At 71.4% G+C, this 19,971-nt stretch carries 18 protein-coding genes; 12 read left to right on the top strand and 6 right to left on the bottom strand.

Annotation, left to right across the window (positions count from 1 at the left end; genetic code table 11):
• Window positions 1–57 precede the first annotated feature (57 nt).
• Both OG780_RS09770 and OG780_RS09765 read left to right on the top strand, forming a co-directional pair.
• On the top strand, window positions 58–1,737 hold the full coding sequence (locus OG780_RS09770) for an AMP-binding protein (RefSeq protein WP_328446687.1): 1,680 nt from the start codon (window positions 58–60) through the stop codon (window positions 1,735–1,737).
• Entirely contained in the window at window positions 1,734–3,341 is a 1,608-nt protein-coding gene (locus OG780_RS09765; RefSeq protein WP_328446685.1) for an AMP-binding protein, read from the top strand. Before OG780_RS09770 ends, OG780_RS09765 begins: the two co-directional genes overlap by 4 nt.
• Before the next feature lie 110 nt (window positions 3,342–3,451).
• On the opposite strand, the gene OG780_RS09760 is transcribed toward OG780_RS09765, so the two are convergent.
• Window positions 3,452–4,435, bottom strand: coding sequence for a hypothetical protein (locus OG780_RS09760; protein ID WP_328446683.1), 984 nt, complete (start codon window positions 4,433–4,435; stop codon window positions 3,452–3,454).
• A 244-nt stretch (window positions 4,436–4,679) separates the two neighbouring features.
• Between OG780_RS09760 and gcl the strand changes: the two genes are divergently transcribed.
• Both gcl and OG780_RS09750 read left to right on the top strand, forming a co-directional pair.
• The gene (gene gcl, locus OG780_RS09755; RefSeq protein ID WP_328446681.1) at window positions 4,680–6,464 is read left to right on the top strand and encodes a glyoxylate carboligase; all 1,785 of its coding nucleotides are present in this window, start codon (window positions 4,680–4,682) and stop codon (window positions 6,462–6,464) included.
• A 271-nt stretch (window positions 6,465–6,735) separates the two neighbouring features.
• Window positions 6,736–7,644, top strand: coding sequence for an alpha/beta fold hydrolase (locus tag OG780_RS09750; RefSeq protein WP_328446679.1), 909 nt, complete (start codon window positions 6,736–6,738; stop codon window positions 7,642–7,644).
• Between the two features lie 364 nt (window positions 7,645–8,008).
• Here the strand turns inward: OG780_RS09750 and OG780_RS09745 are convergent, their stop codons facing one another.
• The 3 genes from OG780_RS09745 to OG780_RS09735 form a co-directional block, all read right to left on the bottom strand.
• Window positions 8,009–8,266: a hypothetical protein gene (locus OG780_RS09745; RefSeq protein WP_328446676.1), complete on the bottom strand. Its 258-nt coding sequence runs from the start codon at window positions 8,264–8,266 to the stop codon at window positions 8,009–8,011.
• Window positions 8,267–8,752: 486 nt separating this feature from the next.
• Entirely contained in the window at window positions 8,753–9,646 is an 894-nt protein-coding gene (locus tag OG780_RS09740) for a 2-hydroxy-3-oxopropionate reductase (RefSeq protein WP_328446674.1), read from the bottom strand.
• A 44-nt stretch (window positions 9,647–9,690) separates the two neighbouring features.
• Window positions 9,691–10,530 carry a TIM barrel protein gene (locus tag OG780_RS09735; RefSeq protein WP_328446672.1) on the bottom strand — a complete coding sequence of 280 codons (840 nt, stop codon included), beginning with the start codon at window positions 10,528–10,530 and terminating at the stop codon, window positions 9,691–9,693.
• A gap of 245 nt (window positions 10,531–10,775) precedes the next feature.
• Between OG780_RS09735 and OG780_RS09730 the strand changes: the two genes are divergently transcribed.
• The 7 genes from OG780_RS09730 to OG780_RS09700 all read left to right on the top strand — a co-directional run bounded on the left by OG780_RS09730 (window position 10,776) and on the right by OG780_RS09700 (window position 16,715).
• Window positions 10,776–11,036, top strand: a complete 261-nt coding sequence (locus OG780_RS09730) for a hypothetical protein (protein WP_328446670.1) — start codon at window positions 10,776–10,778, stop codon at window positions 11,034–11,036.
• Window positions 11,033–11,401 (top strand): helix-turn-helix domain-containing protein, encoded by a 369-nt coding sequence (locus OG780_RS09725; protein ID WP_328446668.1) that lies wholly within the window; start codon window positions 11,033–11,035, stop codon window positions 11,399–11,401. Before OG780_RS09730 ends, OG780_RS09725 begins: the two co-directional genes overlap by 4 nt.
• Window positions 11,402–11,583: 182 nt before the next feature.
• On the top strand, window positions 11,584–12,111 hold the full coding sequence (uraD, locus tag OG780_RS09720) for a 2-oxo-4-hydroxy-4-carboxy-5-ureidoimidazoline decarboxylase (RefSeq protein ID WP_328446666.1): 528 nt from the start codon (window positions 11,584–11,586) through the stop codon (window positions 12,109–12,111).
• Window positions 12,108–12,515, top strand: a complete 408-nt coding sequence (gene uraH / locus OG780_RS09715) for a hydroxyisourate hydrolase (RefSeq protein ID WP_328446664.1) — start codon at window positions 12,108–12,110, stop codon at window positions 12,513–12,515. The genes uraD and uraH overlap by 4 nt, the downstream gene beginning before the upstream one ends.
• A 5-nt stretch (window positions 12,516–12,520) precedes the next feature.
• A complete protein-coding gene (gene pucL, locus OG780_RS09710) occupies window positions 12,521–13,468 on the top strand; it encodes a factor-independent urate hydroxylase (RefSeq protein ID WP_328446663.1) in 948 nt (315 codons plus the stop codon).
• A 183-nt stretch (window positions 13,469–13,651) separates the two neighbouring features.
• Window positions 13,652–15,028, top strand: a complete 1,377-nt coding sequence (locus tag OG780_RS09705) for an 8-oxoguanine deaminase (protein WP_328446662.1) — start codon at window positions 13,652–13,654, stop codon at window positions 15,026–15,028.
• Window positions 15,029–15,380: 352 nt separating this feature from the next.
• The gene (locus OG780_RS09700; protein WP_425870715.1) at window positions 15,381–16,715 is read left to right on the top strand and encodes a nucleobase:cation symporter-2 family protein; all 1,335 of its coding nucleotides are present in this window, start codon (window positions 15,381–15,383) and stop codon (window positions 16,713–16,715) included.
• 120 nt (window positions 16,716–16,835) lie between these two features.
• On the opposite strand, the gene OG780_RS09695 is transcribed toward OG780_RS09700, so the two are convergent.
• Window positions 16,836–17,651, bottom strand: coding sequence for a chitosanase (locus tag OG780_RS09695; protein WP_326784747.1), 816 nt, complete (start codon window positions 17,649–17,651; stop codon window positions 16,836–16,838).
• Window positions 17,652–17,883: 232 nt separating this feature from the next.
• Here OG780_RS09695 and OG780_RS09690 point away from each other — a divergent pair, with 232 nt between their 5' ends.
• Entirely contained in the window at window positions 17,884–18,522 is a 639-nt protein-coding gene (locus OG780_RS09690; RefSeq protein ID WP_326784746.1) for a TMEM175 family protein, read from the top strand.
• Here OG780_RS09690 and OG780_RS09685 read toward each other — a convergent pair.
• Window positions 18,450–19,889, bottom strand: a complete 1,440-nt coding sequence (locus OG780_RS09685; RefSeq protein ID WP_443062308.1) for an MFS transporter — start codon at window positions 19,887–19,889, stop codon at window positions 18,450–18,452. The genes OG780_RS09690 and OG780_RS09685 overlap by 73 nt on opposite strands.
• Window positions 19,890–19,971: the final 82 nt, after the last annotated feature.

Genomic DNA, 19,971 nt, shown 5'->3' with positions numbered 1-19,971 from the left:
AGACCTGCATCACGGAATACACGATGGTAGGCGGCGGTCCGGCAACGAGGAGGACACATGACGGCGACGACAGGCGGGGCGGACGAGTTCCGCGCCGCGCGGGACTTCCTGCTGGAGCACCGAGCGGACTACACCACGGCGTACGAGGGCTTCCGCTGGCCCCGCCCGGAGCTCTTCAACTGGGCCCTCGACTGGTTCGACGCCATCGCGCGCGACAACGACCGCACCGCCCTGCACATCGTGGAGGAGGACGGGGAACGTGTCGAGGTCTCCTTCGCCACGATGTCCGAACGCTCGAACCGGGTGGCCAACTGGCTGCGCGAGCGGGGCGTGGGGGCCGAGGACCGCGTCCTCGTCATGCTCGGCAACCAGGTCGAGCTGTGGGAGACGGCCCTCGCCGCGATGAAACTGCGTGCCGTCGTCATCCCGGCCACCCCGCTGCTCGGCCCCGCCGACCTGGCCGACCGGGTCGGACGCGGCCGGGTACGGCACGTCGTCGCGCGGGCCGAGGACACCGCGAAGTTCGACGCGGTGCCGGGCGACTACACCCGTATCGCGGTCGGCGGCGCACGCCCCGGCTGGCAGGCGTACGAGGAGACGGCCGCCGCCGGCGCCGCCTTCGAGCCCGACGGCCCCACCCACGCGGACGACCCCCTGATGCTCTACTTCACCTCGGGCACCACGGCGCGGCCCAAGCTGGTGGAGCACACCCACGTCTCGTACCCCATCGGCCATCTGGCCACCATGTACTGGATCGGGCTGAAGCCCGGGGACGTCCATCTGAACATCTCCTCACCCGGATGGGCCAAGCACGCCTGGTCGAATCTCTTCGCACCGTGGAACGCGGAGGCGACCGTCTTCCTGTACAACTACACGCGCTTCGACGCGGGCCGTCTGATGGCCGAGATGGACCGGGCCGGCGTCACCACCTTCTGCGCCCCGCCGACCGTGTGGCGCATGCTCATCCAGGCCGATCTGAGCCTGCTGCGGACCCCGCCGCGCGAGGTCGTCGCCGCGGGCGAGCCGCTGAACCCCGAGGTCATCGAGCAGGTCAGGCGCGCCTGGGGCGTCACCGTCCGGGACGGCTTCGGGCAGACGGAGACCGCCGTCCAGGTGTCCAACGGCCCCGGCCAGCCGCTCAAGACCGGCTCCATGGGCCGCCCCAGCCCCGGCTTCCGCGTCGAGCTGCTCGACCCGGTCTCGGGCGCGCCCGGTGCCTCGGAGGGCGAGATCTCCCTCGACCTGTCCGAGCACCCCGTGGGCCTGATGACCGGCTATCACGGCGACCCCGACCGTACGGCGGAGGCGATGGCGGGCGGCTACTACCGCACCGGGGACATCGGCTCGCGCGACGCCGACGGTTACATCACCTACGTCGGCCGCGCGGACGACGTGTTCAAGGCCTCCGACTACAAGATCTCGCCCTTCGAGCTGGAGAGCGCGCTCCTGGAGCACGAGGCGGTCGCCGAGGCCGCCGTGGTCCCGGCCCCCGACGAACTGCGCCTGGCCGTCCCGAAGGCGTACATCGTCCTCGCGGCCGGGTACGAGCCCGGCCCCGACACCGCCAAGGTCCTCTTCGAGCACGCGCGCACGGTGCTCTCGCCGTACAAGCGCATCCGCCGCCTGGAGTTCGGCGAGCTGCCCAAGACCGTCTCCGGCAAGATCCGCCGGATCGAGCTGCGCGAGGCCACGGCCGCCGGCTCGGACGCCGAGTACCGCGAGGAGGACTTCCGGTGAGTGAACTGTCGTACGCGCACGGGACGGGCGGCACGGCGCTGCTCGGCGACACCATCGGGGCCAACCTCGACCGTGCCGTCGCGGCCTGGCCGGACCGGGAGGCGCTGGTCGACGTGCCCTCGGGCCGGCGCTGGACCTACGCGCAATTCGGCGCCGACGTGGACAAGTTGGCGTACGCACTGCTCGCGACCGGAATCGCCAAGGGCGACCGGGTGGGCATCTGGGCGGTCAACTGCCCGGAGTGGGTGCTCGTCCAGTACGCCACCGCCCGCATCGGCGCGATCATGGTGAACATCAATCCGGCGTACCGCACCCACGAGGTGGAGTACGTCCTGAACCAGGCCGGGATCTCGCTCCTCTTCGCCTCCCTCAGCCACAAGAGCAGCGACTACCGGGCGATGGTCGAGGAAGTACGCCGCAGGTGCCCGCAGTTGAGGGAGACCGTGTATCTCGGCGACCCGAGCTGGGACGCGCTGCTGCGGCGCGGGACCCCCGACCTGTACGAGGACTTCCACGCCCGCGCGAGCGAGCTGTCCTGCGACGACCCCATCAACATCCAGTACACCTCGGGCACGACGGGCTTCCCCAAGGGAGCCACGCTCTCCCACCACAACATCCTCAACAACGGCTACTTCGTGGGTGAGTCGATCGCCTACTCCGAGCAGGACCGGGTCTGCATCCCCGTGCCGTTCTACCACTGCTTCGGCATGGTGATGGGGAATCTGGCCGCCACCTCGCACGGCGCGTGCATGGTCATCCCCGCGCCGTCGTTCGACCCGGCGGCCACGCTGACGGCCGTCCAGCAGGAGCGGTGCACCTCGCTCTACGGCGTACCCACCATGTTCATCGCGGAGTTGAACCTCCCCGACTTCGCGTCGTACGACCTGTCCACCCTGCGCACCGGCATCATGGCGGGCTCGCCCTGCCCGGTCGAGGTGATGAAACGGGTGGTCGCCGAGATGCACATGGAAGAGGTGTCCATCTGCTACGGCATGACGGAGACCTCGCCCGTCTCGCTCCAGACCCGCCGGGACGACGACCTGGAACACCGCACGGGCACGGTCGGCCGGGTCCTGCCGCACCTGGAGGTGAAGGTCGTCGACCCCGTGGACGGGGTGACCCGGCCGCGCGGCAGGGCCGGGGAGCTGTGCACCCGCGGCTACAGCGTGATGCTCGGCTACTGGAACGAGCCGGAGAAGACCGCCGAGGCCGTCGACGCGGGGCGCTGGATGCACACGGGCGACCTGGCCATGATGCGCGAGGACGGGTACGTCGAGATCGTCGGCCGCATCAAGGACATGATCATCCGGGGCGGCGAGAACATCTATCCGCGAGAGATCGAGGAGTTCCTGTACGCCCACCCGAAGATCGCCGACGTCCAGGTGGTCGGCATTCCCCATGAGCGCTACGGCGAGGAAGTGCTCGCCTGTGTCATCCCGCGCGATCCGGCCGAGCCCCTCACCCTGGACGAGCTGCGCGCCTTCTGCGAGGGCCGGCTGGCGCACTACAAGATCCCGAGCCGGCTGCGCATCCTGGAGACCTTCCCGATGACGGTCTCGGGGAAGGTACGGAAGATCGAACTGCGGGAGACGTACGCCGAGTAGGCGCCCGGAGCGCTCTCGCGCCGCGTGGGCGCCCGGGGCGCTCGTGCCGCTGTCCCGGCCGTGCGCGTGCCACCCGTGCCACCCGTGCCGCCCGTGCCCGCGTCCGGTGGTCAGTCCGTGACGGCGATGAGTTCGTCGGCCGGGCTGTTCACCGGCTGGGGCGTGCCCGTGAGGTCCAGGACGAAGAGGGGGACGCCGAGGGTGTCGGCGCGGGCACGGGCGTCCTCGGCGTACCCGGCCAGGGAGAAGAAGACGCAGTCCGCCGACTCCGTCATGGCGGTCAGCCACAGACACTCCACGTCGCGCAGCGAGGCCGGCCGCACGGTGGGGTCCACCTGGGCGAGGATGCCGCGCGCGGCGAGCCCGATTCCGGACGGGGGCCGCTGGTCCGCGCGCCGGATGTCGCGGTAGCCGAGCCAGCCCAGATACAGCGCGGCGGCGGTGACGGCGTCGCGCGCGGTGCGGATGGTGACCGGCCGGAACGTCGGCCGGCCCACCCGCGCCCCCTCCCCGGAGCCCCGCCCGCCGTCCGCCCCGGCGCCCTGGTCCCCGCCCCCGGCGGTGTCCCGTGACGCGTCGGCCTCGGCTTGGCCCCCGTTCCGGTCGCCGCCCCGGGACGTGGCGGTCCCGGCATCCCGGCCGGGCTTCCGGGGCCGGACGGTGGCCCGGGGCGCATCGATCCCCGTTTTCCCTTCCGGTTCCCCGGAGGCGACGGGATCCTCGCCCTCGCCGCGGGGTTCCGGGTGGGCCGGGGTGGGGTCCGTGCCGTGGGACTCCGGGTGGGCCGGGGTGGGGTCCGTGGGGTTCGGCGGGCGGGCGGGTCGCGTCGCGCCGGCCGCCCGCAGCGGGATCCGCAGCGTCGTTCCGCAGGGGCAGCCCACCTCGGGCTGCGGCCACTGGGTCTCGCGGCCGCAGGCGTCGCACCGGACCGTGGTCCATTCGTCGTCCCACGCGCGGTGGGTGACGGGGGCCGGTTCCGCGTGGCGGTCGAGCGGGGCCGTCACGGGCGATCCGCACACACAGGGGTAGGACGGGGCCGCGTACAGGTGCTCGCGGCGGCAGGCCGGACACCGCACCGGCACGCTCTCGGCCATGGACCGCTCCAGAAGCTCACATCGGGTTTCGGCGCGTCCATCGTCCTCCTGCCGGGCGGCGTCCGGCAGCGAAACGCCGCGACGCGCGCCGGCCCGGTACGGCGTACCGCCCACCGTTGACACTCCCTGTCCCGACGCCTACATTGCTTCCAGATAGTAGAAGTTAGTTTCCACAATACGGAATAACGAGCTCTCCGCGGGCGCGACGGGAGCGCGAATCCGACAGCCGAAGCAGGAGTACTCCATGGCTCGTATGACCGCTGCCCGCGCGGCAGTCGAGATCCTCAAGCGCGAGGGCGTGACCGACGCGTTCGGTGTTCCGGGCGCGGCGATCAACCCCTTCTACGCGGCGCTCAAGGCGTCCGGCGGGATCAGCCACACCCTGGCCCGGCATGTCGAGGGCGCCTCGCACATGGCCGAGGGCTACACCCGGACGCACCCGGGCAACATCGGTGTCTGCGTCGGCACTTCGGGCCCCGCGGGAACCGACATGGTCACCGGTCTCTACTCCGCGAGCGGCGACTCGGTGCCGATCCTGTGCATCACCGGCCAGGCGCCGACCGCGGTGATCCACAAGGAGGACTTCCAGGCCGTCGACATCGCCTCGATCGCGGGGCCCGTCACGAAGATGGCGGTCACCGTGCTGGAGGCCGCGCAGGTTCCCGGCGTCTTCCAGCAGGCCTTCCACCTCATGCGCTCCGGGCGCCCCGGGCCCGTCCTGATCGACCTGCCCATCGACGTCCAGCTCACCGAGATCGAGTTCGACCCCGAGACGTACGAGCCGCTCCGGGCGTACAAGCCCGCCGCGACCCGCGCCCAGATCGAGAAGGCGATCGGGCTGCTGAACGCCTCCGAGCGCCCGCTGATCGTGGCCGGCGGCGGGGTCATCAACGCCGACGCCACCGAACTGCTCGTCGAATTCGCCGAGTTGACGGGCATCCCGGTCGTCCCGACGCTCATGGGCTGGGGCGTGCTGCCCGACGACCACGAGCTCAACGCGGGCATGGTGGGCCTCCAGACCTCCCACCGCTACGGCAACGCGACCTTCCTGGAGTCCGATTTCGTCCTCGGCATCGGCAACCGCTGGGCCAACCGCCACACCGGCGACCTGGACGTCTACACGGCCGGGCGGAAGTTCGTGCACGTCGACATCGAGCCCACCCAGCTCGGGCGGATCTTCGCCCCGGACTTCGGCATCGCCTCCGACGCCAGGGCCGCCCTGGAGCTCTTCGTCGAGGTGGCACGGGAGTCGAAGGCGGCCGGCCGGCTGCCCGACCGCTCGGCGTGGGCCGCCGCCGCGCAGGAGAAGCGGGCCACCCTCCAGCGCCGGACGCACTTCGACGACATCCCGATCAAGCCGCAGCGCGTCTACGAGGAGATGAACAAGGCCTTCGGCCCGGAGACGCGGTACGTCACCACCATCGGCCTCTCGCAGATCGCCGGTGCCCAGATGCTGCACGTCTACCGGCCGCGCCACTGGATCAACTGCGGTCAGGCGGGCCCGCTCGGCTGGACGATCCCGGCCGCGCTCGGCGTCGCCAAGGCCGACCCCGGCGCGCAGGTCGTCGCGCTCTCCGGCGACTACGACTTCCAGTTCATGATCGAGGAACTGGCCGTCGGGGCCCAGCACAGGATCCCGTACGTCCATGTCCTGGTGAACAACGCCTACTTGGGCCTCATCCGGCAGGCACAGCTCGGTCTGGACATCGACTTCCAGGTCAACCTGGAGTTTGAGAACATCAACTCCCCGGAGCTCGGCGTCTACGGCGTCGACCACGTCAAGGTCGTCGAGGGCCTCGGCTGCAAGGCGATCCGGGTCACCGACCCGGGCGAACTCGGCGCCGCCTTCGAACGGGCCAGGAAGCTCGCCGCCGAGTTCCAGGTCCCCGTCGTCGTCGAGGTGATCCTGGAACGCGTCACCAACATCGCCATGAGCAGGACGAACGACATCGGAAACGTGGTCGAGTTCGAGGAGACCGCGACCGAGCCGGGCCACGCGCCCACCGCGATCAGGACACTGAAGGTCTGACGCGGACGTTCGTTACCGGGCCGGACGGCCCCTCCGGGCCGGACGGCCCGTCCCAGGCCGGAAAACCCGTCCGGAGAAGCGGTGCGGCCCCTCCCGGCCGGACAACCCGTCCCAGACCGGACGGCCCGCCCGGGGGAGCGGTGCGGTCCGTCCCGAGTGGTGCGGCCGCCCCGACCGGTGCGGCCCCTCCCGGCAGGTGCGGCCCGTCCCAAGTGGCGGGCCGCCCAGGCGCGTTGTTCCCAGGAGCGGGCGGGTCCGGCATGCTCGCCCCATGCGGATGACCGTCCCCACCCACCTCGGCGACATCGCCGTACGCCGGCTCGACCCCCTCCCCGGCGCCCGGCCGGAGGGAGCCCCGGCCCCGTCCGACGCCCCCGCGCTGCTGCTCCTGCACGCCAACCCCGGGGACGGCCGAGACTTCGACGCCGTGCTGCCCGCCCTCGCCGACCGGTACCGCACGTTCGTCGTGGACTGGCCCGGGTACGGCGGCTCGACCGCCCCGGAACCCGGGCGGGTCACCCCCGAAGGCCTGGTGGAGGTCGCGGAGCGGGTGATCGACGCGCTCCGCGAGGAGCAGGGTGTGCGGGAGGTCGCCGTGCTCGGCAACAGCGTCGGCGGTTACGTCGCCTGCCGTCTGGCCGAGGGCCCCCGTGCCGCGTCGGTCACCGCGCTGATCCTGGTCGACCCGGCGGGCTTCACCCGGCACAGCGCGCTCACCCGCTGGTTCTGCCGCGAGGTGATGGGCCGCCCCGCCCGTGCCCGCCGGCTCGTCGTCCCGCTGGCCCGTGCCTATCTGGGCCGACTGGGCACCCCGAGCGCGCGGGAGACGTACGCCCGTGTGCGCCGGCTGCCGCACGACGAGCGGCGGCTGGCGGTGCACTGCGCGCTCTGGCGCGGCCTCGCCGACCCGGACTTCGGCCTCGCGGACCCCGCCGCCCTCGACCTGCCGATCCTGCTCCTGTGGGGGAGCCGCGATCCCGTCGTCCCCGCGTTCCTCGACGGCCGCCGCGCCCAACGCGCTCTTCCCGCACGGACGTTGAGCGTCCTGCTGCCCACGGCCCACGAGCCGTACAACGAGCGCCCGGGTCTCTTCCTGCGGCATGTCCTGCCGTTCCTGGAGAATCCGCGGGCGGTCACCGCGCGCCGCCTCAAGCCCCCCAGCCGCCCCCGCAGCCGCTGAAGCCGGAACCGTTCCCGGTGGAGCCCCAGGGCAGTCCGCGCTCCTGCCGCCCGCCGCGGCCCCTCGGACACGCAGCAGCGCGACGGTCCGAGGCCCTTGGCCCGACCGCCGCGCTCCCGCTCATGGTGCTACCCCCGTGCCCCCCGTTCGGGACCCGCCGCCCCCGTGCCGGCGGGCCCCGTGTGCCGAGGATGTGCCTTATCCGGCGGCAGGTGAAGCCCCTGGAGCAGTGTTCAGAGGTTGATTTGAGGGTTCCGTAGGCGTCCTACGCCCGCTTGCGTACGGACGGAGCCCGTCCGGCGCCCGTTTCACCGTGCCGGTCAGGGTCCGCGACGCGTGGTTCGGCGCCCACGACGCGCGGCCCTCATTCCTCCGCGCGCCCCGTGTGTCCCGTGTGATCCGTGTGCTCCGAGAGGCCGGGCCAGTCGTCCGGGCCGCCGCCCTGCCACTCGATGATGTCGCTCTCCTCGACCTCGATCGCGTCGAGGTCGACGTCCGCCTGGCGCAGGATCTCGACCACGTCGTCGAGGTGGTACGCGATGCCGAGCACCCGGTCGCCCTCGGTGACCCGCCGCGACCCGTCCAGTGCCGGTGTGTGCACCACGATCCTGGGGAATTCCATGCCGTCAGCCTCCATGGTCCAAGGCTGCTGGCCGCGGCCGCGATCCGCACCCGGAGCCGGCGCCCGGAGCCGGGTTCCCGGTGGGCCGCGGGGCTGGTGCCGTCCGACGGCGCGAGGCTGGGCGCGACAGTACGTTCGCGCCGCCGGACGGGGTCTGTGGGGCCTGGCCGAAGCCACGCTGTGGCCGGAGCCGAGGTGTGGCCGAAGCCGAGGTGTGGCTGGGACCGCGGCGGCCGCGACGGACCGGCGTCACCCTTCCCTCAGGTCGAGAAGGGGAACCGGATCCTTCACCACCGCACTGGCTCGCACGCCGCCGCGGTCCTCACCCTGCCCGCACCGTGTCCGAAGCGGCCACCCCTCATCCGGGCCGTTCGTGACGCGGTCCGGGAGCTCATCTCTCCGGACGCGGATCCGGGCCGCGGCGGCGCCCGGGCGCGACAGGACAGATGTCGGCGCCGCCGCGGCCCGGAAGTTCGAGGTGTCCGCTCAGACCCGGGCGCCGGAGAGGCGTTCGACCGCGCGCAGCAGCGCGGAGTGGTCCAGGCCGCCGTCGCCCTGCGCGCGCAGGCCGGCGACGAGTTGGGCGACCACGGCTCCCACGGGCAGCACGGCGCCCACGGTACGGGCGGCGTCGGTGACGATGCCCATGTCCTTGTGGTGCAGGTCGACGCGGAAGCCGGGCTTGAAGTCGCGGTTCAGGAAGTTGTCCTTCTTGCGGGCCAGCACGGTGGAGCCCGCGAGGCCGCCGCCGAGGACGTCGAGCGCCGCCCTCAGGTCCACGCCGGAACGCTCCAGGAAGACCACGGCCTCGGCGCACGCCTGGATGTTCACGGCGACGATCAGCTGGTTGGCCGCCTTCACGGTCTGGCCCGAGCCGTGCGGACCGCACAGCACGATGGTCCGTCCGAGCGCCTCGAAGAGGGGCTCCGCCTCGTCGAAGGCGCCCTGTTCGCCGCCGACCATGATCGACAGCACGGCCTCTACCGCCCCGGCCTCGCCGCCGGACACCGGGGCGTCCAGGACGCGGACACCCTTCTCGGCGCCGGCCTTCGCGAGGTCCACCGAGGTCCCCGGGGTGATCGAGGACATGTCGATCAGCAGCGTGCCGGGCCGCACGTTCTCCAGGATGCCGTCGGGACCGTACGCGATGGCCTCGACCTGCGGGGAGGCGGGCACCATCGTGATCACCACGTCGGCGTCCCGCACGGCCTCGGCGATCGAACCGGCGGCGGTGCCGCCCGCGGCGGCCAGGCGCTCCAGCTTGTCCCGCTCCAGCGTGTAACCGGTGACGTCGTACCCGGCCTTGATCAGGTTCTCCGACATGGGCGAGCCCATGATGCCGAGCCCGATCCATGCCACCTTGGGGAGGTTGTCGCTCATGAGGGTGCCTCTCTGGGAAATCTGCTGCTTCATCGGGGTGCCGCTCAGCGGGCGGCCCGGGCCACGGCGGGCAGCCAGTCGAAGGCCTGCGCGCTCGGCCGGTCGCCCGGCTTGTACTCCAGGCCGACCCAGCCGGCGTATCCGGCCTCGGCGAGCTGGTCTAGGAGCTCTTCGAGGGGGAGCGAGCCGGTCCCCGGTGCGCCGCGCCCGGGGCTGTCGGCGATCTGCACATGCCCGGTCCGGTCGGCGTAGGCGGCGATCACCCGCGGCAGGTCCTCGCCGTTCATGGCGAGGTGGTAGAGGTCCATGAGGAACCTGGTGTTGCCGAGGCCGGTCGCCGCGTTGACCTTGTCGACGACGGCGATGCCCGCCGCGGCGCTCACCAGCGGATAGTCCGGCGACTCCCGCTCGTTGAGGGTCTCGACGAGGAGGACCGCGCCGATCCGGTCGGCGGCCCGGGCCGCGAGTACCAGGTTCTCCAGCGCGAGCGCGTCCTGCTCCTCCGGGTCCACGCCGTCGACGCGGTTGCCGTACAGGGCGTTGAGCGCCGTGCAGCCCAGCGACCCGGCGAAGTCGGCGGCCACGTCGATGTTGGCCCGGAACCTCGCGGACTCCTCCCCGGGGAGGGAGAGGGCGCCCCGGTCCGGACCGGGCAGCCGTCCGGCGTAGAGGTTCAGCCCTGTCAGCCGGACACCGGCGGCCTCGATCGCCGTTTTCAGGGCGTCGAGCTCGGACCGCCCGGGGGCGGGGGAGTCGACCCAGGGCCACCACAGCTCGACCGCGGTGAAGCCGGCCGCCGCGGCGGCCGCGGGGCGCTCCAGGAGCGGGAGTTCCGTGAAGAGGATCGACAGATTGACGTTGAAGCGCTGGTCCGCGAATCCCATGGGGTCGGCGCTCCCTTCCGTATCGGCGGCCGTGCTGTCGGTCCGGCCGGATGTCGAGGGTTCTTCCGCAGTGGTTCCGCATCGCGAGTGATTCCGTATTGCGGAAACTTGTTTCTGCTCAATGGAAGATTGCCGTCGGGTCGCGAGGGTTGTCAAGGGGGGTCCCGGCGGAAAGCCGTGGCCGTGACCCGCTCCCGCCGCAAGGGGCTTGCCGGGGTGTCCGCGGCGCGCAGTAGGTTGAGCCCGTGCGATTGAGAGTGGAGTTCACGACCGAGCCCTTCGATCTCGACGAGGCGCCCCGGCACGCCCTGGTCGCCCGTGAGGTCATCGAGGCGGCCGAGCTGGACGCCGTGGACGTCGGGCCGTTCGGCAACACGGCGGAGGGCGGGGCGGACGCCGTGCTCGCCGCCGTCGAGGTGCTGCTGCGCCAGGTCCTGGACGCGGGAGCCACCCGGGTCTCGCTCCAGGTGAACGTCGTCGGGGCGACGGGGGAGGGCGATAAGTGACCGGAATCGCGGACGACCCCTTCGTCGCGGCGGTCAAGCCGCTGGTCGACGCCATGGGCGGCGAGATGCTGGCGCCCGAGCTGGCCGGTGTTGACGACGTCGTGCTGTCCTGGGAGGGCGCGGACGTCGTCGCCGTGCGCCTGCCCCAGCTCGCCGACTCGCTCGACCACATCCTGGCCGCCCTGGAGCGCAAGCGGGGCAAGCCGCTCGCGGAGCTCGACCGCAAGGCCAAGCAGGAGATCGTGCGCATACTGGAAGCCCGCGGGGCCTTCTCCGTGCGGCACGGTGTGGAGACCGTGGCGGGCGCGCTCGGCGTGAGCCGGTTCACCGTCTACAACTACCTGAATCGCGAGAAGGGCGTCTGACCGGCGCGAACACGCCTCGGGCGGCAGGTGTCACCGGCCGCCGCCTCGCCGCCGTCCGGACGACCGGGCGGCGGCTTTCGTAACCTCCCGTAACTCGAAGTTTTCAACAAAGTGTTGACGACGGTTCGCCGAGGGCGTTAGCTGTCCGCAGCCCGTCCAGCACACGGCCACGGAGGCTTCCCATGGAGTCGAGCACGGCATCCGGCGGCCTCGCCCGCTTCAACACCCTTGAGGAGTCCGCGGCCTTCGCCGTCCTCCACGAGGTGTGCGCCTCCCGGGCGTGGGCCGAACGGCTGCTCTCCGCCCGTCCCTGCACCACCGCCGAGGACCTGTACGCCGAGAGCGACGCGGCCACCGCGGGCCTCACCGTCGCCGACCTGACAGAGGCGATGGCGGGGCACCCGCCCATCGGACGGCCGAAGCCCGGCGACCCGGCCTCCTCCCGTGAGCAGCGCGGGATGGCCGGTGCCTCCGCGGAGCTCAAGGAGGAGATGCTCGAACTGAACCTGGCCTACCAGGAGAAGTTCGGCCACGTCTTCCTCATCTGCGCCACCGGCCGGACCGGCGAGCAGATGCGCGACGCGCTCAAGGAACGGATCGGCAACCCGGCCGGGCGGGAGCGTGAGATCGTCCGCGTCGAACTGGGAAAGATCAACCGCATCCGGCTCGGCCGTCTCGTGAGGGACCCCGTACAGGAAGAAGAGGCATGAGCACCGACACCACGGCCTCCGTGTCCACCCACATCCTGGACACCAGCGTGGGCCGCCCCGCGCGGGGCGTCGCGGTGCGGCTCGCCGCCCGGGCGGGGCGCGAGGGCGACTGGCGGGCGCTCGGCGGTTCCGCGACCGACGCGGACGGCCGGTGCAAGGACCTTCCGGCGCTGCCGGAGGGCACGACCCATGTACGGCTCGACTGCGAGGTCGAGCGGTACTTCGAGCAGGATCCGGCGACAACGACACAGCGAGCCGATGCGCAGCAGGACGCCCCCGCGAATCGGGACAGCGAGACGTTCTTCCCCGAGGTGACCATCACCTTCGCCGTCAGGCCGGGCGAGCACTACCACGTACCGCTGCTGCTCAACCCGTTCGGCTACTCCGTTTACCGAGGGAGCTAGCAGACATGACCGAACCTTCCCGCCAGGGCCGCCCGGTGCTCCTGGGGCAGAACCAGTACGGCAAGGCCGAGAACCGCGTCGTCAGGATCACCCGCGACGGCGCCACGCACCACATCAAGGACCTGAACGTGTCCGTCGCGCTGAGCGGCGACATGGACGAGGTCCACCTCTCCGGCTCCAACGCGAACGTCCTGCCGACGGACACCACCAAGAACACGGTGTACGCCTTCGCCAAGGAGCACGGCATCGAGTCCGCCGAGCAGTTCGGCATCCATCTCGCCCGGCACTTCGTGACCAGCCAGGAACCGATCCAGCGGGCGCGCGTCCGTATCGAGGAGTACGCCTGGGAGCGCATCGAGGCCCCGGACGCCGCGTCCCGGGCCGCCGGCGCGGACGAGGCCCGGCACTCCTTCGTCCGCAAGGGCCAGGAGACACGCGTCACCCAGATCACCTTCGACGGTGAGGCGTGGGAGGTCGTCTCGGGACTGAAGGACCTCGTCGTGATGAACTCGACGAACTCCGAGTTCTGGGGCTACGTCAAGGACAGGTACACGACGCTCCAGGAGGCCCACGACCGCATCCTGGCCACCCAGGTCTCCAGCCGCTGGCGCTTCGGCTGGAACGGCGACGAGCAGCGGATGCCCGACTGGGACAAGTCCTACGACGAGGTCAGGAAGCACATGCTCCAGGCCTTCGCGGACACCTACTCCCTCTCGCTCCAGCAGACCCTGTACGAGATGGGCGCGCGGATCATCGACCACCGGGACGAGATCGACGAGGTCCGCTTCTCGCTCCCGAACAAGCACCACTTCCTGGTCGACCTGACACCGTTCGGCCTCGAGAACGACAACGAGGTCTACCTCGCGGCCGACCGTCCGTACGGGCTCATCGAGGCCACCGTCCTGCGCGACGGCCGCGACCCGCGCATCCCGGTGGACCTCACCAACCTGTAGGACCGCACCGGGCGGTCCCCCCGGACCGCCCCCGCGGTACTGCCGCTGTACCCCCGACGCGGGCGCCGGCGTCACATCCCAGGGGAGAGCGGGGGCATCTGCGCAACCACAGCACCACGGACCCGGTCGTCACCCCGCTCGGCCCCCGGGTCCGTCCGCCGACGGGAAGAACGAGGAACCGCAGTGGCAGTCCAGCGCATCGTCATCGAGAACTGCGCCATCGCGACCGTGGACGCGGGCGACACCGAGTACGCCTCGGGGCACATCGTCGTCGCCGGCAACACGATCGAGTCGGTGGGCTCCGGAAAGGCCCCCGAGAACCTGGAGAACGTGGTCCGCCGTGTCGACGGCACCGGCCACCTGGCCACCCCCGGCCTGGTCAACACCCATCACCACTTCTATCAGTGGATCACCCGCGGCCTCGCCACGGACCACAACCTCTTCGACTGGCTCGTCGCGCTCTACCCGACCTGGGCCCGCATCGACGAGCCCATGGTCCACGCGGCCGCCCAGGGCTCCCTCGCCATGATGGCCCGCGGCGGCGTCACCACCGCCATGGACCACCACTACGTCTTCCCCAAGGGCTCCGGCGACCTGTCCGGCGCCGTCATCCGGGCCGCCCGCGAGACCGGCGTCCGCTTCACCCTCGCCCGCGGCTCCATGGACCGCAGCGAGAAGGACGGCGGACTGCCGCCGGACTTCGCCGTCGAGACCCTCGAAGGGGCGCTGGCCGCCACCGAGGCGACCGTCGACGAGCACCACGACGCCTCCTTCGACAGCATGACCCAGATCGCCGTCGCGCCCTGCTCGCCCTTCTCTGTCTCCACCGAACTCATGAGACAGGGCGCCGAGTTGGCCCGCCGCAAGGGGGTACGGCTGCACACGCACGGTTCGGAGACCGTGGAGGAGGAGCAGTTCTGCAAGGAACTGTTCGGCATGGGCCCGACCGACTACTTCGAGTCGACCGGCTGGCTCGGCGAGGACGTGTGGATGGCGCACTGCGTCCACATGAACGATTCCGACATCGCCGCCTTCGCCCGTACGAAGACGGGTGTGGCCCACTGTCCCTCCTCCAACGCCCGCCTGGCCGCGGGCATCGCCCGGGTCCCCGACATGCTGGCGGCCGGCGTCCCGGTCGGTCTCGGCGTCGACGGCACGGCGTCGAACGAGTCCGGCGAACTCCACACCGAGCTGCGCAACGCCCTGCTCATCAACCGGCTCGGCGCCCACCGCGAGGCAGCCCTGAACGCCCGTCAGGCACTGCGCCTCGGCACCTACGGAGGGGCCCAAGTCCTGGGCCGGGCAAGCCAGATCGGCTCCCTGGAGGCCGGCAAGCTCGCCGACCTCGTGCTGTGGAGACTCGACACCCTGGCGCACGCCTCGATCGCCGACCCGGTGACGGCGCTCGTCCTCGGCGCCGCCGCCCCGGTCACCCTCTCGCTCGTCAACGGAAAGCCGGTCGTCGAGGACAGCCGACTCCTCACCGTCGACGAGGACGCCATCGCCCGCTCGACGCGGGACGAGGCGCAGCGCCTGGCGCGGATCGCCGTGCAGGCCTGATCACCGCAGAACTCCGGCAGAGGGGGACGGCCCTCGGCCGGTAGCCATGGACCCGAGCGGGGTCCATGGCGGCCGTAGCCGGGGCGTGCATGACGTGCGCGCCCCGGAACGGTCTCCGCCGCCGGACACCATGTCCGCGCGACGGGCATCGTCCCGGTCCCGCACGACCGCGCATCACCTCCCTGACACCCACGTCGACGGCGACGTGTACCCGACCGGAGGAGCCGCCGTGGCCGCCCAGCCCGAGCCCAGCACCGATGCACGACCAACTGGAGCAACCGGATCAGCCGAAGGGACTGGATCGACCGGCCGGTCGAAGCACCCGGTCGACGAGAAACTGCCCGCCCTGAAGATGGCGACCAGCGGCCTGCAGCACGTGGCCGCCATGTACGCCGGAGTCGTCGCCCCACCCCTGATCGTCGGCGCGGCGGTCGGTCTCTCCGCCACCGAACTCACCTTCCTCACCGGCGCCTGCCTGTTCACCGCGGGGCTCGCCACCTTCCTGCAGACCATCGGCTTCTGGAAGATCGGAGCCCGGCTGCCCTTCGTCAACGGCGTCACCTTCGCCGGCGTCGCACCCATGACGGCGGTCGCCGCCTCCGCCAAGGACAAGAGCGACGCCCTGCCGATCATCTTCGGCGCGGTCATCGTCGCCGGCGTCCTCGGATTCATCGCGGCCCCCTTCTTCAGCAAGGCCGTCCGCTTCTTCCCGCCCGTCGTCACCGGCAGCGTGATCACGCTCATCGGCGTCTCGCTGCTGCCGGTCGCCTTCGGCTGGGCGCAGGGCCCGAACCCCGCGGCGGACGACTACGGTTCGCGGACCTATCTGGGCCTCGCGGCGACGACGCTCGTCATCGTCCTGCTGCTGCGCCGGTTCACCCGCGGCTTCGTCAAACAGATCGCGGTCCTGCTCGGCCTGGTCATCGGCACGCTCGTCGCGATCCCCCTCGGCGTCACGGATTTCGGGCCGGTGGCCGACGCGGACGTGGTCGGCTTCCCGACGCCGTTCCACTTCGGCGCCCCGCAGTTCCAGCTCGCCGCGATCCTCTCGCTCTGCGTGGTGATGGTCGTCTCGATGACCGAATCGACCGCCGACATGCTGGCGTTGGGTGAGATCGTCGAGCGCCCCGCCGATGAGAAGACCATCGCGGCCGGACTGCGGGCCGACACCCTCGGCTCGGCGCTGAGCCCGCTCTTCAACGGCTTCATGTGCAGCGCCTTCGCCCAGAACATCGGCCTCGTCGCGATGACGAGGATCCGCAGCCGTTACGTCGTCGCCACCGGCGGCGGCTTCCTGGTGCTGATGGGGCTGTGCCCGATGGCCGCGTCGCTGATCGCCGTCGTCCCGCGTCCGGTGCTCGGCGGGGCGGGTGTCGTCCTCTTCGGCTCGGTCGCGGCCAGCGGTATCCAGACCCTGGTCAGGGCGGGCCTGGAGAAGGACAACAACGTGCTGATCGTGGCCGTTTCCCTCGCGGTCGGCATCATCCCGATCACCGCGCCCGCGTTCTACCACGCGTTCCCGGAGACCGTACGGATCGTCCTCGACTCCGGTATCTCGACGGGCTGCCTCGCGGCCGTCGTCCTCAACCTCGTCTTCAACCACCTCGGCAGAGGGCGCGAGAACGCGGGAGAGGTGACCCACCCCATGGAGGCGGGCGAGGACCTCAAGGCGGTACCCGCCCACTGAGAAGACCGAACGATCCCGAGGGGCGAACGATCCGAGGAGCGGACGGACTTACGGAGGTGAACGGGCGCGTGGAGGGCGCGGCACGAGGAACGTGCCGCGCCCTCCGCCCTGTCGGGCCCGTCAGCCGATGTGGTAGCTGTCGCCGTAGACCTTCCAGTCCAGCGGTGTGTTGAGGTTCAGGTTCCGGTTGCGGACGAAGACCCGCTGTGCGGTGTCGACGCGGCTGGTGTCGGAGTGGGCCTCCTCCTGTTTCATGGCCCACACGCGTGCGTCGAGGAAGGCGTTGAGATACGTCACCTCGTCGCCGCCCTGGGCCGGCGGCCTGGCCCTGGTCAGGGCGCGCCGACGGATGTTGCCGAAGCTGGTGCTGTCGCCGCCGTCGCCGTGCATCACGATGGCGTCGTAGTACGTGAACTGGCCGAGGGCACCGATGCCGTCGGCCTTGCCCTGCCGTACGGCGGGGTTGAAGTAGACGCGGTCGCGCTCGTCGTTCTGGGCCTGCTGGAACGCCGAGTCCTGGGCGGCCCGGCGCCAGTCGGCCGGGAAGCCGGGGTCCAGGCCCTCGTGGGAATCGCTGCCGTCGACCTCGCGCAGCGCGGGCAGGTACTTGGCCAGGACGTTGCCGGGCTTGCGCTGCGTGTACAGCTCGACGAGGTCGAGCATGTCGTGGGTGCCGGAGCAGAAGCCGATGATGCCGGCGGTGTAGCCGCGCCCGTCACCGATGTCCTCGATGTACTTGTACTGCGCCTTCCAGTCCAGCGAGGAGTTCTCCGCGCTGGAGACCAGCTTCATGGCGATCTCCTTCTTCGCCGGGTCGTCCAGGCCGACCGGAGCAGCGGTCGCGGTCTGGGTGGCGATGAGGGGGCCTGCCGCCAATGAGGCTCCGATCAGGGTGAGCAGGGTGCGCCGCGACGTGCCTATGTGGGGGGTGTGCACGGTACCTCCGATGGGGGGAGTGGTGTTGGGCGTACTGTTAGGAAAGTTTCCTACCAGAGATTGGGGGCGGCGTATACCCGTCAGGGGAAGGCGAGTTGACGCTCCGGGGCCGAATGTCGAACTGCGCTGGGCTACGGTCGGAGCGCGCGAACGGCACGGACGACACACAGGTCCCGCGGAACCCATGTGCGGAAACCACGTGAGGACGCGGTCACAACGGGGAGAGTCGGGCATGAACGAGTCGGGCCGCGTGGAGGCCTTCAGCGACGGCGTCTTCGCCATCGCCATCACCTTGCTGATCCTGGAGATCAAGGTCCCCGAAGCCGGTGAGGACGGCGGACTGTGGCACGCGCTCGGAGAGCAGTGGCCCTCCTACGCTGCCTACGTCGTCAGCTTCCTGGTGATCGGCATCATGTGGATCAACCATCACCAGGTGTTCAGCTATGTCGCCCGGGTCGACCGCACTCTGATGTTCCTGAACCTGCTCCTGCTGATGGTGGTGGCCGCCATTCCCTGGCCGACGGCGATGCTCGCGGAGTATCTCCGCGAGGGCAAGGCGTCCCATGTCGCCGCCGCCGTCTACAGCTTGGTCATGGTGGCCATGGCCCTCGCGTTCCAGGCGGTGTGGTGGCACCTCACCCGCACCGGGCGCCTTCTCGACAGCCGCGTCGATGTGGAAGCCGCCCGGCGCACCCGCGTCCGCTTCGCCCTCGGCTCCCTCGCCTATCCGGCGACGGTCGCGCTGTCCTTCGTCTCGGCGCCGCTGACGCTGGCGGCGCACGGGCTGCTCGCGATCTACTACGGCTTCAACCAGGTGCCGGTACCGATCCGTACGCCCGACGCCGCCGGATCGGCGGAAGAGGGCTCGTGAGGAGGTTCTTCCCCCGCCGAGACGGTCGAGGAGTCCCGCCCGGGGTGCAGGAGGGCGGCGGTCAGCGTCAGGGCCGTCGCCGCGATGACCGTGGCCACCGTGAACGCCAGCCGGTAGCCGTCCGCCGTCGCCGCCACGGCGTCCTCGCCCGCACCGGCCAGGTGCTCGGTGCGGCCCGCCGCCAGTGTCGTCAGCACGGCGAGACCCAGTGAACCCCCCACCACCTGGGTGGTGTTGAAGAGCCCGGAGGCCAGGCCCGCGTCCTCGGCGCGGGCACCCGACATCGCGAGTCCCGTCACCGCGGGCATCGCGGCCGCGAACCCCGCGGAGAGCAGGAGGAGCGCGGGCAGCACGTCGGTGAGGTACACCCCCTCGGTCGGGACACGGCCCAGCAGGGCCAGACCGGCCGTGATGAGGGCGAGTCCGGCGAGCAGGACGCGGTACGGGCCGAAGCGGGCGACCGTGCGCGCCGACAGGCTCAGCATCAGCGCGCCGATGACCACCGGTGCGGGCAGGAACGCCGTTCCGGTGAGCAACTCGCCGTAGCCGAGCACCCGTTGGAGGTAGAGGGCGCCGATGTACTGGAAGCCGTACATCCCGGCGATCATCAGGATCTGTACGCCGTTCGCGCTCGCCAGGGTCCGGGAGCGCAGCAGGCGCAGCCGCAGCAGGGGGCGGGCCGCCCGCGCCTGACGGACGGTGAACCCGGCGAAGAGGGCGAGGGCGAGCGCGCCGAGGGCGAGGGTGCCGCCGAGGCCCCGCTCGCCGGCTCCGACGATCGTGTACACGGTCAGCATCAGGGCGCCGGTGACCAGCGCGGCGCCGGGGAAGTCGGCGCCCCGGCCGAGGCCGGACCCCTTGTCGGGGGCGAGGATCCGGAGCGCGGCGACCCAGGCCGACACGCCGATCGGCAGGTTGATCAGAAAGATCCAGTGCCAGCCGAGGGTCTGCGTCAGCGCACCGCCGAGGAAGGTGCCGAGCGCCCCGCCCGCGGCACCGACCGCGCTGAACACCGCGATGGCGCGGCCCTGTTCGCGGGGCTCGGGGAAGAGCGCCACCAGCATGCCGAGGACGACGGCCGAGGTTATCGCCCCGCCGACGCCCTGGAGGGCGCGGGCGGCGATCAGCGTGCCCTGCCCGTCGGCGACCCCGCACAGCACGGACGCCGCCGTGAACACCGCGAGGCCGGCCGTGAACATCCGCCTGCGGCCCACCAGGTCGCCGAGCCTCCCCGCGAGCAGCAGCAGTCCGCCGAACGGGATCAGATAGGCGTTCACGACCCAGGCGAGCCCGGGAGCGGAGAAGCCGAGGTCCCCCTGGATCGCGGGCATGGCCACGGTGACGATGTTCCCGTCCAGGATCGTCATCAGCGTGCCCGCGCACAGGACGGCGAGCGCGGCCCACCGGGAAGGTGTTCGGGGTGTCGACGGGTTCGCCGGTCCGGTCCGG

This window comes from Streptomyces sp. NBC_00386, from assembly GCF_036063235.1.
Lineage (GTDB): Bacteria > Actinomycetota > Actinomycetes > Streptomycetales > Streptomycetaceae > Streptomyces.
Note: the sequence above shows the minus strand (reverse complement) of the source record. Positions and strands in the feature narration are given on the sequence as shown.